Origin of the sequence: Microbacterium sp. K35, from assembly GCF_004794375.1 — a bacterium.
Taxonomy (GTDB): Bacteria; Actinomycetota; Actinomycetes; order Actinomycetales; family Microbacteriaceae; genus Microbacterium; species Microbacterium sufflavum.
In genome coordinates this window covers 1-12,590 of the sequence record NZ_SSDM01000131.1, presented here as the reverse complement: position 1 = coordinate 12,590, position 12,590 = coordinate 1, and the positions used below count along the sequence as shown (strand labels likewise).

General features: G+C 70.6%; 12 protein-coding genes and 1 pseudogene. 6 read left to right on the top strand and 7 right to left on the bottom strand.

The window, feature by feature from the left end:
* The 3 genes from DW299_RS04110 to DW299_RS04100 form a co-directional block, all read left to right on the top strand.
* A partial coding sequence (locus DW299_RS04110; protein WP_136035814.1) for an anti-sigma factor occupies nt 1–461 on the top strand: 461 nt, incomplete at its 5' end.
* Nucleotides 462–489: 28 nt separating this feature from the next.
* The gene (locus tag DW299_RS04105) at nt 490–1,119 is read left to right on the top strand and encodes a DNA-directed RNA polymerase subunit beta (protein ID WP_136035813.1); all 630 of its coding nucleotides are present in this window, start codon (nt 490–492) and stop codon (nt 1,117–1,119) included.
* Between the two features lie 166 nt (nt 1,120–1,285).
* Entirely contained in the window at nt 1,286–2,170 is an 885-nt protein-coding gene (locus DW299_RS04100) for an aminodeoxychorismate lyase (protein WP_136035811.1), read from the top strand.
* Between the two features lie 60 nt (nt 2,171–2,230).
* Here DW299_RS04100 and pstB read toward each other — a convergent pair whose 3' ends face one another.
* The 7 genes and pseudogenes from pstB to DW299_RS04065 all read right to left on the bottom strand — a co-directional run bounded on the left by pstB (nt 2,231) and on the right by DW299_RS04065 (nt 10,377).
* A complete protein-coding gene (gene pstB, locus DW299_RS04095; RefSeq protein ID WP_136031466.1) occupies nt 2,231–3,010 on the bottom strand; it encodes a phosphate ABC transporter ATP-binding protein PstB in 780 nt (259 codons plus the stop codon).
* 26 nt (nt 3,011–3,036) lie between these two features.
* Entirely contained in the window at nt 3,037–4,131 is a 1,095-nt protein-coding gene (gene pstA, locus DW299_RS04090) for a phosphate ABC transporter permease PstA (RefSeq protein ID WP_136031468.1), read from the bottom strand.
* Nucleotide 4,132: 1 nt separating this feature from the next.
* Nucleotides 4,133–5,116, bottom strand: coding sequence for a phosphate ABC transporter permease subunit PstC (pstC, locus tag DW299_RS04085; protein ID WP_136031470.1), 984 nt, complete (start codon nt 5,114–5,116; stop codon nt 4,133–4,135).
* A 105-nt stretch (nt 5,117–5,221) separates the two neighbouring features.
* A pseudogene (locus DW299_RS04080) lies at nt 5,222–6,318 on the bottom strand (phosphate ABC transporter substrate-binding protein PstS).
* 181 nt (nt 6,319–6,499) lie between these two features.
* Nucleotides 6,500–7,486: an NUDIX hydrolase gene (locus DW299_RS04075; RefSeq protein ID WP_136035809.1), complete on the bottom strand. Its 987-nt coding sequence runs from the start codon at nt 7,484–7,486 to the stop codon at nt 6,500–6,502.
* On the bottom strand, nt 7,483–9,648 hold the full coding sequence (locus DW299_RS04070) for an RNA degradosome polyphosphate kinase (RefSeq protein ID WP_136031477.1): 2,166 nt from the start codon (nt 9,646–9,648) through the stop codon (nt 7,483–7,485). The genes DW299_RS04075 and DW299_RS04070 overlap by 4 nt, the downstream gene beginning before the upstream one ends.
* 45 nt (nt 9,649–9,693) lie before the next feature.
* Nucleotides 9,694–10,377, bottom strand: a complete 684-nt coding sequence (locus DW299_RS04065; protein WP_136031479.1) for a winged helix-turn-helix transcriptional regulator — start codon at nt 10,375–10,377, stop codon at nt 9,694–9,696.
* A gap of 74 nt (nt 10,378–10,451) precedes the next feature.
* Between DW299_RS04065 and DW299_RS04060 the strand changes: the two genes are divergently transcribed.
* The 3 genes from DW299_RS04060 to ygfZ all read left to right on the top strand — a co-directional run.
* Nucleotides 10,452–10,742, top strand: coding sequence for a hypothetical protein (locus tag DW299_RS04060; protein WP_168387152.1), 291 nt, complete (start codon nt 10,452–10,454; stop codon nt 10,740–10,742).
* Between the two features lie 149 nt (nt 10,743–10,891).
* A complete protein-coding gene (locus DW299_RS04055; RefSeq protein WP_136035807.1) occupies nt 10,892–11,494 on the top strand; it encodes a nitrobindin family protein in 603 nt (200 codons plus the stop codon).
* A 20-nt stretch (nt 11,495–11,514) separates the two neighbouring features.
* A partial coding sequence (gene ygfZ / locus DW299_RS04050) for a CAF17-like 4Fe-4S cluster assembly/insertion protein YgfZ (protein ID WP_136035805.1) occupies nt 11,515–12,590 on the top strand: 1,076 nt, incomplete at its 3' end.

Here is a 12,590-nt window from a genome sequence, read left to right as displayed (position 1 = left end):
CGCGCCGCTGGACCCGCCTGGCCTTCGCGCTCGCCGCGTGCCTGGCGCTGCTGGTCGGCGTCGGCATCGGAGCGGTGGCGCTCAACGCACAGCTCACCCGTCCCGCCAGCGTCGTGGCGCTGCAGGAGATCGAGGCCGCGGGCGATGCGCAGCAGGCCACGGTCGAGCTCGACGGCGGGGCCACGGCCACCGCCCACTGGTCGGGCTCGGTCGGCAAGGCCGTGCTCGTGACGGACGGTCTGCCCGAGACCGACGCCGGCAAGACGTACGAGCTGTGGTTCGTGCGCGGCGAGGAACCGATCGCGGCCGGTGTGTTCGACCCGGAGGACGGTGCGGCGACCGCGCTGCTCGAGGGCGAGATGCGGGCGGGTGACGCGATCGCGGTGACCGTGGAGCAGGAGGGCGGCTCGCCGTCCGGGCAGCCCACCACGGATCCGGTCATCGTCATCCCCACGGCCTGAGTCGCGGCGGCGGGCGTACCCTGGAGGGATGCCCGAGCAGCACCACCGGCCCGTGCGCCGCCCCTCCCACGCGTTCGACAACATCGTGGGGTCGAGCGACCCCGCGGAGGAGAGCAGGGTCGCGCACGCCACGGCCTCCGCGCTGCTGACGCGCGTGCGCGAGGACGAGACCGGCGCGAGCGTGGAACGGCTGATCGCGTTCACGCGGGAGCACGGCATCGACGAGATCGCCGAGCTGTGGTCCACCGCGCCGTCGCGCACGCTGCCGGGCTCGCTGTGGCGCCTGTACGTGCTGCAGCTCGCGATCCACGGCGACCCGCGCACCGCCGCGCTCCTGTACGACCGCGGTCGCGTCGAGCTTTCCTCCGCCGACGCCGTGGTGGCGGGTGCCCCGGTGCCGGCGAGCCCGGACGAGCTGGTCGCGCTGATCGACACGATCCTCCGCGGTGCCTTCCGGGGCGACTTCGCGGTGGCGCTCGACCGGGCGGCGGCGTTCTGCCGCGTGCAGGCCTCCGGCGCGACGCACACCGCGGACGACTACGAGGGGACGGAGCCGGAGCGCGCGAGCGAGCTGACCACGCGGGCGCTGCGGTTGAGCACGTACGCGCAGGACCTCTCGGCCTCGGCCGCGCTGTGGCGCATGGGCGCGCTGGCCTGACAGCGCCGCGGCCGGCGCCCGGACAGAGAAAGACCGGGCCGCAAGAACGCCTCTCGGCGGAAGGCCGCTCGCAGCGGCGAAAATTGGAGCCCGGGGTTATGCGGCCCGGCCACTCCAGTGTAACGCGAGCGCGCGACAGGTATTCCCGGCGTTCTAGGCTCGTGGCATGACCCGACGCTTCGCCCTCATGCTCGACCCCGTCGCCGCCGACGAGCAGCGCGACGACTACACCGGCACGTTCACGCAGGTCGACGCCACGGCTCCGGCCCTGAGCGTCGGCGAGTTGAGCACCCAGCGGGGGGACGGCGTGTTCGAGTCGATCGGCGTCGTCGACGGTCATGCGCAGGAGGTCGTGCCGCACCTGGAGCGACTGGCACACTCCGCGCGACTGTGCGACCTCCCCGAGCCGAACCTCGAGCAGTGGCGGCAGGCGGTGCAGCGGGCCGCGGCGCAGCTCGGCGCGGGGGAGTCGGTCATCAAGCTGATCCTCAGTCGCGGCGTGGAGCACGGACCCACACCCACCGCCTGGGTCACGGCCGCTCCCGCCGCGGACTTCTCCGCCGTGCGCCGCGACGGCGTGAAGGTGGTCACGCTCGACCGCGGGTACGACCTCGGTGCCGCCGAGCGGGCGCCGTGGCTGCTGCTGGGCGCCAAGACCCTGTCGTACGCGGTGAACATGGCGGCGCTGCGCGAGGCCAAGCGGCGCGGGGCCGACGACGCGGTGTTCCTCTCGAGCGACGGCTTCGTGCTGGAGGCGCCGACGGCCTCGCTCCTCCTGCGCTTCGGCGACCGGTTCACGACCCCGGCGCCGAACGGCGGGATCCTGCACGGCACCACACAGCTCAGCGTGTACGACCACCTCAGCGCGCGCGGGTTCGAGGTCGGCTACGACCGCATCCCCGCGGGCGACCTCACCCGGGCCGATGCGGCGTGGCTGGTGTCGAGCGTGCGTCTCGCGGCGGCCATCACCGCGGTCGACGGTGTGCCGCTGCCGGTGGATGCCGCGCTCACGGACGAGCTCAACGCGTACCTGCTCTCGCCGCGCGACTGAGGCCGCAGACGCGGAAGGGCCCGGGTGCCGTCGCACCCGGGCCCTTGTCGTACCGGCGGTTCAGCCGAAGCGGCCGGAGACGTAGTCCTCCGTCGCCTGCACCGACGGCGTGGTGAAGATCGACGTCGTGTCGTCGTACTCGATGAGCTTGCCGGGCTTTCCGGTGCCGGCGATGTTGAAGAACGCCGTCTTGTCCGAGACACGGCTCGCCTGCTGCATGTTGTGGGTCACGATCACGATCGTGAACTCGTTCTTGAGTTCGCCGATCAGCTCCTCGATCGCGTACGTCGAGATGGGGTCGAGCGCCGAGCACGGCTCGTCCATCAGCAGCACCTCGGGCGACACCGCGATCGCGCGGGCGATGCACAGACGCTGCTGCTGACCGCCGGAGAGGCCGGAGCCGGGGCGGTCGAGCCGGTCCTTGACCTCGTTCCAGAGGTTCGCGCCGGTGAGCGACTTCTCGACCAGGTCGTCCTGGTCGCTCTTGGACATGCGGCTGTTGTTGAGCTTGACGCCCGCGAGCACGTTCTCCTTGATCGACATCGTGGGGAACGGGTTGGGGCGCTGGAACACCATGCCCACCTGGCGGCGCACGAGCACCGGGTCGACGCCGGCGCCGTACAGGTCCTTGCCGTCGAGCAGCACCTCCCCCTCGACGCGGGCGCCGGGGATGACCTCGTGCATGCGGTTGAGTGTGCGCAGGAAGGTGGACTTGCCACAGCCGGAGGGGCCGATGAACGCCGTCACGCTGCGCGGCTGGATGTCGAGGGAGACGCCTTCGACGGCGAGGAAGTTGCCGTAGTAGACGTTGAGGTCGTTGACTTCGATGCTCTTGGACACGGGGTTTCCTGTTCTGAGGTTCGGGCTCAGCGGCCGGAGAGTTTCGGGGCGAACCACTTCGCGATCAGACGCGCGAGGAGGTTCAGCACCATGACGATGAGGATGAGGGTGAGGGCGGCGGCCCAGGCGCGCGCGACCGCGGCGTCGGGGTTGGTGCCCTGGTTCATGTACTGGTTGTAGGCGAACACCGGCAGGGTCATCATCTGACCGTCGAAGATGTTCGTGTTGAGGCTCTGCGTGAAGCCGGCGGTCAGCAGCAGCGGGGCGGTCTCACCGATCACGCGGGAGATCGCGAGCATGACCGAGGTCATGATGCCGGCGATGGAGGTGGGCAGCACGACCTTGAGGATCGTCAGCCACTTCGGTACGCCCAGCGCGTAGGAGGCCTCGCGCAGTTCGTTCGGGACGATGCGCAGCAGTTCCTCGCTGCCGCGGACGACGACCGGGGTCATCAGCACGGCGAGGGCGAGCGCACCCATGAAGCCCATCGAGATGCCCGGTCGCAGCAGCAGCGCGAACACGGCGTAGATGAACAGACCGGCGACGATCGACGGGATGCCCGTCATCACGTCGACGAAGAACGTGATGGCCTTCGCGATCTTCCCGCGCCCGTACTCGACCAGGTAGATCGAGGTCATGAGCCCGATCGGGACCGAGATGATCGTGGCCGTCAGGGTGATCAGCACGGTGCCCCAGATGGCGTGCACGATGCCGCCGCCGTCGCCGACCACGTTGCGCATGGAGTAGCTGAAGAACTCGGCGTCGAAGCGTTCGATGCCGTTCGCCACCACGGTCCACAGCAGCGACACGAGCGGCAGCAGCGCGATCAGGAAGGCGGTGGCGACGAGGGCCGTCATGAGCCGGTCCACGGCCTTGCGGCGGCTCTCGGCGATCGACGAGATCACCGTGATGATCACCATGTAGAGCAGGATGCCGACGATCACGGTGCCCGCGATGTTGAAGTCGGCGAGGGGCGTGTCCGACCCCGCGGCGGCGACGCCGAACACGGCCGCGGAGACCGCGAACGAGACGCCGAGCAGGGCCCACGGCGCCCACTTCGGGAGGCGGCCGGAGGTGAGGGAGGCGCTCGGCGTCGTGGGAGCGCTGGTGAGGACGGTCATGTCAGTTCGCTCCAGAGAACTCGGCGCGGCGGGCGACGATCCAGCGCGCCACGGCGTTGACCGCGAAGGTCACGACGAAGAGGATGAGGCCGGTCGCGATGAGCGTGTTGACGCCCGTGCCGTGCGCCTCGGGGAAGGCGAGGGCGATGTTCGCGGGGATCGGCGTGGGGTTCGTGGCGGTGAGCACCAGGAAGCTCACGACCGCCGAGGGGGAGAGCACCATGGTCACGGCCATGGTCTCGCCCAGGGCCCGCCCGAGCGCGAGCATCGCGGCGGAGACCATGCCGCCGCGGGCGAAGGGCAGCACGGCCATGCGCACCATCTCCCAGCGGGTGGCGCCGAGGGCCAGGGCGGCCTCCTCGTGCAGCTTCGGCGTCTGCAGGAAGACCTCGCGGCAGATGGCGGTCATGATCGGGATGCACATCACGGCGAGGACGAGGGCCGCGGTGAGGATGGTCTTGCCCGTGGCGGAGACCTGACCGCCGAAGAAGGGCACCCAGGAGGCGTTGTCGTTCAGCCAGACGTAGATCGGCTGGAGCAGCGGGGCGAGCACGAGTCCGCCCCACAGGCCGAAGACCACGGACGGCACGGCCGCGAGCAGGTCGATGATGTAGCCGAGTACGGCCGCGAGTCGGCGGTGCGCGTAGTGCGAGATGAACAGCGCGATGCCGATGGCGATGGGGGCCGCGATGATCAGGGCGATGAACGAGGCCCACAGCGTGCCGAAGACGAGCGGCCAGACATAGGCCCAGAAGGATTCGCCGCGCAGGATGTGGTTGTCGGTGGTGTCGAGCTGGAAGGCCGGAAGGCTCTGGATGATGAGGAACGCGGCGACGAGGGCGAGCACGACGAGGATGATGATCCCCGCTCCGAGTGCGGTGCCGGAGAACACCCGGTCGCCGAGTCGCTGCTTGGCCTTGATCGGTGCGGGCGGCGCCGGGGTCGGTGCCGGTGCCGTGGTGGGCTCCTGCGCGGTCGTGCTCATGATCTCCCTGTTTCGGGCCGGGTGGAGATGGATCGGGTGCTGACCCGGCGGAGCCCCCGCGTCCGTGTCGGGACGCGGGGGCACCGTGTCAGCGGATCGGCGGGATCAGCCGACCTGGATCAGGTCGATCGCGGCCTGGACCTGCTCGCGCAGGCCGTCCGAGATCGGGGCGCTGCCGGCGTTCTCCGCGGCGGCGTCCTGGCCCTCGGCGCTCGCGATGTACGTGAAGTAGGCCTTCACGAGCTCCGCGACGTTGCTGTCCTCGTACTGCTCGCAGCCGATGAGGTAGCTGACCAGGGCGATCGGGTAGGCGCCGTCCGCGGCGGAGGCCGGGTCGACGTCGAAGACGAGGTCGCCCTCGCCGCGGCCCTCGGCGAGGCCTCGACGAGCTTCGCTGCGGCCTCGGCCGAGTAGGGCACGAACTCCTCGCCGACGCCCACGGCGACCTGGCCGAGGCCGTCCGCCTGCGAGGCGTCGAGGAAGCCGATGGCGCCGTTGCCGGCGGTGATGGCCTGCTTCACGCCCGAGGTGCCCTGAGCGGCCTCGCCGCCCTGGATCGGCCACTCGTCCGAGACCTCGTAGGTCCACACGTCGGGAGCGGTCGCGCTGAGGTACTTCGCGAAGGTCTCCTGCGTGCCGGACGGGTCGGAGCGGTGCACGGGCGAGATCGCCAGGTCGGGCAGCTCGACGCCCTCGTTGAGAGCGGCGATCGCGGCGTCGTTCCAGTTGGTGATGGTGCCGGCGAAGATGCCCGCGATGGTCGCGGCGTCGAGGTTCAGGGTGTCGATGCCCTCGAGGTTGAACGCGACCGCGACGGGCGAGATGTAGAGCGGGACCTCGACGATGTCGTCGGTCGTGCAGGCGCCGAAGCCGCCGGCGGCGATCTCCTCGTCGTTGAACGCGCGGTCGGAGCCGATGAAGTTGCTGCCGCCCTCGAGGAAGTTCTCGCGGCCCGTGCCGGAGCCGGTGGGCTCGTAGTTGACGGTCACGTCGGGGTTGGCGGTCTGGAACGCGGCGACCCAGGCCTCCTGGGCTGCGGTCTGGGAGGACGCGCCGGTCGCGTCGATCGTGCCGGAGAGCGTGGACTCGCTGGGCTCGTCGGTGGAGCCGCCGGTGCCGCCTTCGTTCGCGGCACAGCCGGCGAGTGCGAGAGCGGCGACGGCGCCGATGGCGCCGATTCGTGCGATTCGGGAGATCTTCACTGTGGATCCTTCGATCGTGGAGGGTTGGGGCCCGGTGCAGGGCACACAGTGACGCTAGGGGCGACGGTTAACGAGACTCTCCCTCGCAGGTGAACGGCAGGTGAACGACCGGAGACGCTCTGGGGGCGATCCCAGGCGCCGCGCGGGCTCGAGCGCCCTCGTTCGCGGGTCCGCCGACGTGTCAGACCTTCGGCGCGTGCGTCTCGATCGAGATGATCCCGGAGCCGGGATTCGTGGCGGACACGTGCACGACGGAGAACGCGCCGGTCTCCAGATCGGCGGCGCTGGTCACGTACGAGCCGCGCACGGTGCCGGTGGCGAGGGCGATCTCGGCGAGCAGGGCGGGCAGCACGGGGCCGTGGCTGCACAGCACGGCGGGCTTGCCGGAGCGGATGCGGCGTCCGACGACCGAGCGGAGGTCTGCGGTGCCGTCCTCCCACGCGTCCTGGCTGATCTTCTCCGTCTTCACCGGCTTGCGGTCCAGGGCCTTCGCCAGCGGGGCGACCGTCTGCACGCAGCGCACCGCATCGCTCGTGATGAGCTTGCGCACGCCGAACGCGCGGAGCGGACCCACGATCGCCTTGGCCTGGCGTCGGCCGCGTTCGGTGAGCGGCCGCGCGGAGTCCGCGCCGTCCCACTCCGAGCGGGGGAGGGCCTTCGCGTGCCGGAGCGCGATCACCGGGAAGGTGCGCAGGACGCCGTCGTCGACGAGGGCCGCGAACGCGTCGAGGATCTCGTGGTCGACCGGGTAGCTGAGCGCGGCGCGGGCCTTCTTGACGCTGACCCACTCGAGCGCGGCGATCTCCCGGTTGGGCACGAACGTCGACGCCCGGATGGCCTCGTCGGTCGCCTCGGCCGCCCAGTAGTGCACGACCTTCTGCTTGCGTGAGGCGAGCAGGTAGCGGCTCACCCCCACGGGGACGCCGAGGGCGACGCGGATGCCCGTCTCCTCGTGCACCTCGCGCACGGCCGTCTCCGCGAGCATCTCACCGGGGTCGACCTTGCCCTTGGGGAGCGTGACGTCGCGGTACTTCGTGCGGTGGATCAGCAGGATGCGCAGCTTGCCGTCGACCAGGCGCCACACCACGGCACCCGCGGCGTACACGGCCTTGTCCGCCCACTTGGAGCGGGCGATGTCCTCGGGGAGCTGAAGCTGCCGCGCCGTCATCGGACCGCCCGCGCCCGCCGGCGCCGCTGGATCATGCCCATGGTCTTGTCCTGCAGGTCGACCAGCGGCCTGCCGTCCGCGTTCACGGCGTGGCGCTCCCAGACGCCGTCGGCGCCGAGGTGCCACGACGACGTGCCGTCGTCCATCGCGAGGTCGAAGAACGCCGTGAGCTCCTTGAGGTGCGCGGGGTCGGTCACGCGCACGAGCGCCTCGACGCGACGGTCGAGGTTGCGGTGCATCATGTCGGCGCTGCCGATGTAGACCTGCGGGTCGCCGCCGTTCTCGAACGCGAAGATGCGCGAGTGCTCCAGGTAGCGGCCGAGGATGCTGCGGACGGTGATGTTGTCGCTGATGCCCTCGAGGTCGGTGCGCAGGCTGCAGATGCCCCGCACCCACACGTCGACCTTCACGCCTGCGGCGCTGGCGCGGTACAGGGCGTCGATGATCTCCTCGTCCACCATCGAGTTCACCTTGATGCGGATGTGTGCGGGCACGCCCGCCTCGGCGTTGCGGCGCTCGGCGTCGATCAGGCGGATGAGGCCCTTGCGCAGGTGCAGCGGCGCGACCAGGAGGCGCTTGAACTTCTTCTCGATCGCGTAGCCGCTGAGCTCGTTGAACAGCCGGGTCAGGTCCTTGCCGACCTGGGCGTCGGCGGTGAACAGGCCGAAGTCCTCGTAGATGCGGCTGGTCTTGGGGTTGTAGTTGCCCGTGCCGACGTGGGAGTAGTGCCGCAGCAGGCCGTCCTCCTCGCGGATGACGAGCGCGAGCTTGCAGTGCGTCTTGAGGCCGACCAGCCCGTAGACCACGTGCACGCCGGCCTTCTCCAGCTTGCGTGCCCACACGATGTTGTTCGCCTCGTCGAACCGCGCCTTCACCTCGACCAGGGCGAGCACCTGCTTGCCGGCCTCGGCGGCGTCGATGAGTGCCTGCACGACGGGGCTGTCGCCCGAGGTGCGGTACAGCGTCTGCTTGATCGCCAGCACGTGCGGGTCTCGCGCCGCCTGCTCCAGGAAGGCCTGCACGCTGGTCGTGAACGACTCGTAGGGGTGGTGCACGAGCACGTCGGACTTGCGGATGGCCTTGAAGATGTCGGCCCGGTTGCTCGATCCCGCCGGCTGGAACGCCACCGCGGTCGTGGGCAGGTGCGGCGGGTAGCGCAGGTCGGGACGATCGATGCGTGACAGGTCGAACAGGCCCCGCAGGTCGAGCGGTCCGGGAAGGCGGTAGACTTCCAGATCGGTGATGTCGAGCTCGCGCACGAGCAGGTCCATCGTGACGTCGTCCATGTCGTCGGTGATCTCGAGGCGGATGGGCGGGCCGAACCGGCGGCGCAGCAGCTCCGCCTCCAGCGCCTGGATGAGATTCTCGCTCTCGTCCTCCTCGATCTCCACGTCCTCGTTGCGGGTGAGGCGGAACGCGTGGTGGTCGAGCACCTCCATCCCGGGGAACAAGTCACCGAGGTGGTTGGCGATCAGCTCTTCCAGGCGCAGGAAGCGCTTGATCTCGCCGGTGGACGGCACCTCGACGAAGCGCGGCAGCATCGGCGGCACCTTGAGACGGGCGAACTCCTGACGGCCCGTGCGGGCGTTGCGGATGCGGATCGCGAGGTTCAGCGACAGCCCGGAGATGTAGGGGAACGGGTGAGCGGGGTCGACCGCCAGCGGCATGAGCACGGGGAAGACCTGCGCGCCGAAATAGTCGGACAGCGCGCTGCGCTCCTCGTCGGTGAGGTCGGACCACTCGGTGATCTCGATGCCGGAGTCGGCGAGGGCGGGACGCACCAGGTTGGTCCACGCGGCCGCGTGCCGCAGCTGCAGCGCGTGTGCTTCGCGCGAGATGTCGGCCAGGGCGTCGACGGGGGAGCGGCCGATGTTGGTCGGCACCGCGAGGCCGGTCATGATGCGGCGCTTGAGGCCGGCGACGCGCACCATGAAGAACTCGTCGAGGTTGCTCGCGAAGATCGCCAGGAAGTTCGCGCGCTCCAGCTCGGGCAGCGTCGGATCCTCGGCGAGCTCGAGCACACGCTGGTTGAACGCGAGCCAGCTCAGCTCGCGGTCCAGGTACCGGTGGTCGGGCAGTTGCGAGTCCGGGGACTCCACGGCATCGAAGTCGTCGTCTTCGGCGTCACCGAGGCCGGCGTCGGCGAGTGCGGGATCGATCATGGGGTACATCTAAGCACCGGGAGGTGTCGGGCGTGTGAACGCCGGTCACCCCGTGCCGACGAGGCTCTCGTCGTCGTACACGTTGAAGCGGTACCCGACGTTGCGGACCGTGCCGATGATCTGCTCCTGGTCGCCGAGCTTCGCCCTGAGCCGTCGCACGTGCACGTCGACCGTGCGGGTGCCGCCGAAGTAGTCGTAGCCCCATACCTCGCTGAGCAGCTGCTCGCGCGTGAACACTCGCGACGGGTGCGTGGCCAGGAAGTGCAGGAGCTGGAACTCCTTGTAGGTGAGGTCGAGGGGCTTGCCGTGCAGCTTGGCCGAGTACGACTGCTCGTCGATCGTGACGCCGGAGGCCTGCACGCGCGCGGGCTCGGACACCTCGTCGCGGCGGGCGATGGCGAGCCGGACGCGGGCGTCGATCTCGGCGGGGCCGGCCGTCGCGAGCAGCACGTCGTCGATGCCCCAGTCGCCGGAGAGCGCGCTCATGCCGCCCTCCGTGACGACGAGGAGGAGCGGGGCCTGCTGGCCGGTGGCGCGCAGCAGCCGGCACAGCGACTTCGCTCCGACCAGGTCGTGGCGGCCGTCGACCACCGCCACGTCGTACTCCGGAGCGTTCACGAGCTGCGCCGGTTCGGCCGGGATCTGGCGGGTGCGATGGCTGAGCAGCTCCAGCGCGGGAAGCACCTGCTCCGAGAGGGGAGCGTTGGTCAGAACCAGCACCAGGGCCACGCGCACTCCTCACCGGCGGGGGGTTCGACGCCGTGCCGCCATGATAGCGGCCGTGGATGCGCAAGAATGGAGACATGTCAGAACCCGCCCTCGCTCCGCGCAACGCCTTCACCGGCGTGATCGTGGTGTGGGCGGTGGCCTTCGTCGGCACGATCCTGATCGGCATCTTCGCTGCGGAGGAGTGGCGCATCCCCTGGATGCTCGTCGGGTTCGGTGCCGTCGTCCTGATCTCCTTCGCGGTGCAGCTCTGGTACGGCCGCACGCAGGGGTTCATCTTCCGCGTGGCGAGCAGCGTCACCGGCGCCCTGCTGCTGATGGGGGTCATCTCGGTCGGGTTCGGGCTGGCGGCGCTCATCCCGTCCTGACGCCGATCCGGCGCGGTATGGTGGATCCATGGACATCATGGCGCTCGAAATCTTCTTCATCGGCCTCCTGGGCCTCGCGAGCCTGGCGATCGTCTTCGTGTCGGCCGTGGTGCTGCGCAACCTCTTCCGCGGTCAGCGCTGACGAGATCGTGATCGAGCTCCCGACCGACCTTCCCGCCGATCTCGTTCCGCTCTCGTGGCTGATCGGGGTCTGGGAGGGCACCGTCGTGATCGAGTACCCGGTCGGCGAGGAGCGTCTGCAGGGCGAGTTCACCCACCGCGTCAGCTTCAGCCATGACGGTGGCCCCTTCCTCAACTACGCCGCGACCGCCACCTTCACCGGCGAAGACCAGTCGGCGTCGATTCCCCTGACCGCCGAGTCCGGCTTCTGGCGCCTGGCGCGCCCGGCTGCCGCATCCGATGCGGGCCCCGCGCTGCTGCCGCCGACCGTCGCGCCGGTCGTCCGCACGGTCGACGACGTGGAGGAGCTCCGCGGACCGAACGGCGCGTTCCCGCTCGAGGTCTCGATCGCCCGCTCCGACGGCATGCTCGAGTTCTACCTCGGCGAGATCAACGGCCCGCGCGTCGACCTGGCGTCCGACGCGATCGTGCGCGGAGCGGGGACGAAGGAGTACGGCTCGGCCTCGCGCATGTACGGTCTGGTCGACGGCCACCTGCTGTGGGCCTGGGACATCGCCGCGCTCGGCACACCGCTGCGCGCGCACGCCTCGGCCCGCCTCGCGCGGGTGTGAACGGAGAGGGGCGAGCAGGCATGGGCGGGTTCGACGAGCGGAACGGGGCCGTCCTCGGCGACGGGGGCGTGGCGCACTTCGGCGATCCCTTCCGTGAGCAGCGCTGGCTGGCGGCGGGCGAGGCGCTGGTCCCGCTGGACGACCGCGCCGTCATCGAAGTGGCGGGCCCCGAGCGTCTCGGCTGGCTCGACTCCATCACGTCGCAGGCCGTCGGGCGACTCGCGCCGGGCGAGAGCACGGAGCTGCTGGTGCTCGATCCCCAGGGGCGGGTGGAGCACGCCGCCGGTGTCGTCGACGACGGCTCCGCGACCTGGCTCATCGTCGATGCGGCCGACGCGGAGGCACTGGCGGGCTGGCTCACCCGCATGAAGTTCCGCACCCAGGCCACGGTCGAGGTGCGCGACGACGTGGCGCTGGTGGGCTTCGTCGACGGGGGCGCCGCATCCGAGCGGATCCGCGCCGTCGACGGCGCCCTCGTGTGGGCGGACCCCTGGCAGCGCGTCGGCGCGGGCGGGTATCAGTACGCCGCGACCACCGAGCACCCCGGGGCCGAGCTGGCCTGGCGCATCGCCATCGTCCCGAGCGGCAGCGTGCCCGCGCTCGCCGCGACCCTCGACGACGGCGAGGTCGCCGGACTGCTGGCCGCGGAGGCTCTGCGCATCGCCGCGTGGCGACCGCGGTGGGCGTCCGAGGTCGATGAGCGGTCGCTGCCGCACGAGTCCGACTGGCTGCGCAGCGCGGTGCACCTCGACAAGGGCTGCTACCGCGGGCAGGAGACCGTGTCGAAGGTGCACAACCTCGGTCATCCGCCTCGGCGGCTCGCCGCGCTGCACCTCGACGGCAGCGACGCAGTGCTCCCCGAGCCCGGCGCTCCGGTCTTCGCGGGCGACGACGAGGTGGGGCACATCACCTCGGTCGCGCGACACCACGAGGAGGGCCCCATCGCGCTCGCGATCCTGTCGCGCCGGGCCCCGGTCGGGGATCTGGTCGTGCGCTCCGAGGGCGTCGACATCGCGGCGTCGCAGCAGGTCATCGTCCCCGCAGACGCGGGCGCCACGGCGGAGGTGCCCCGCCTGACGCTTCTATCGACGAGTCG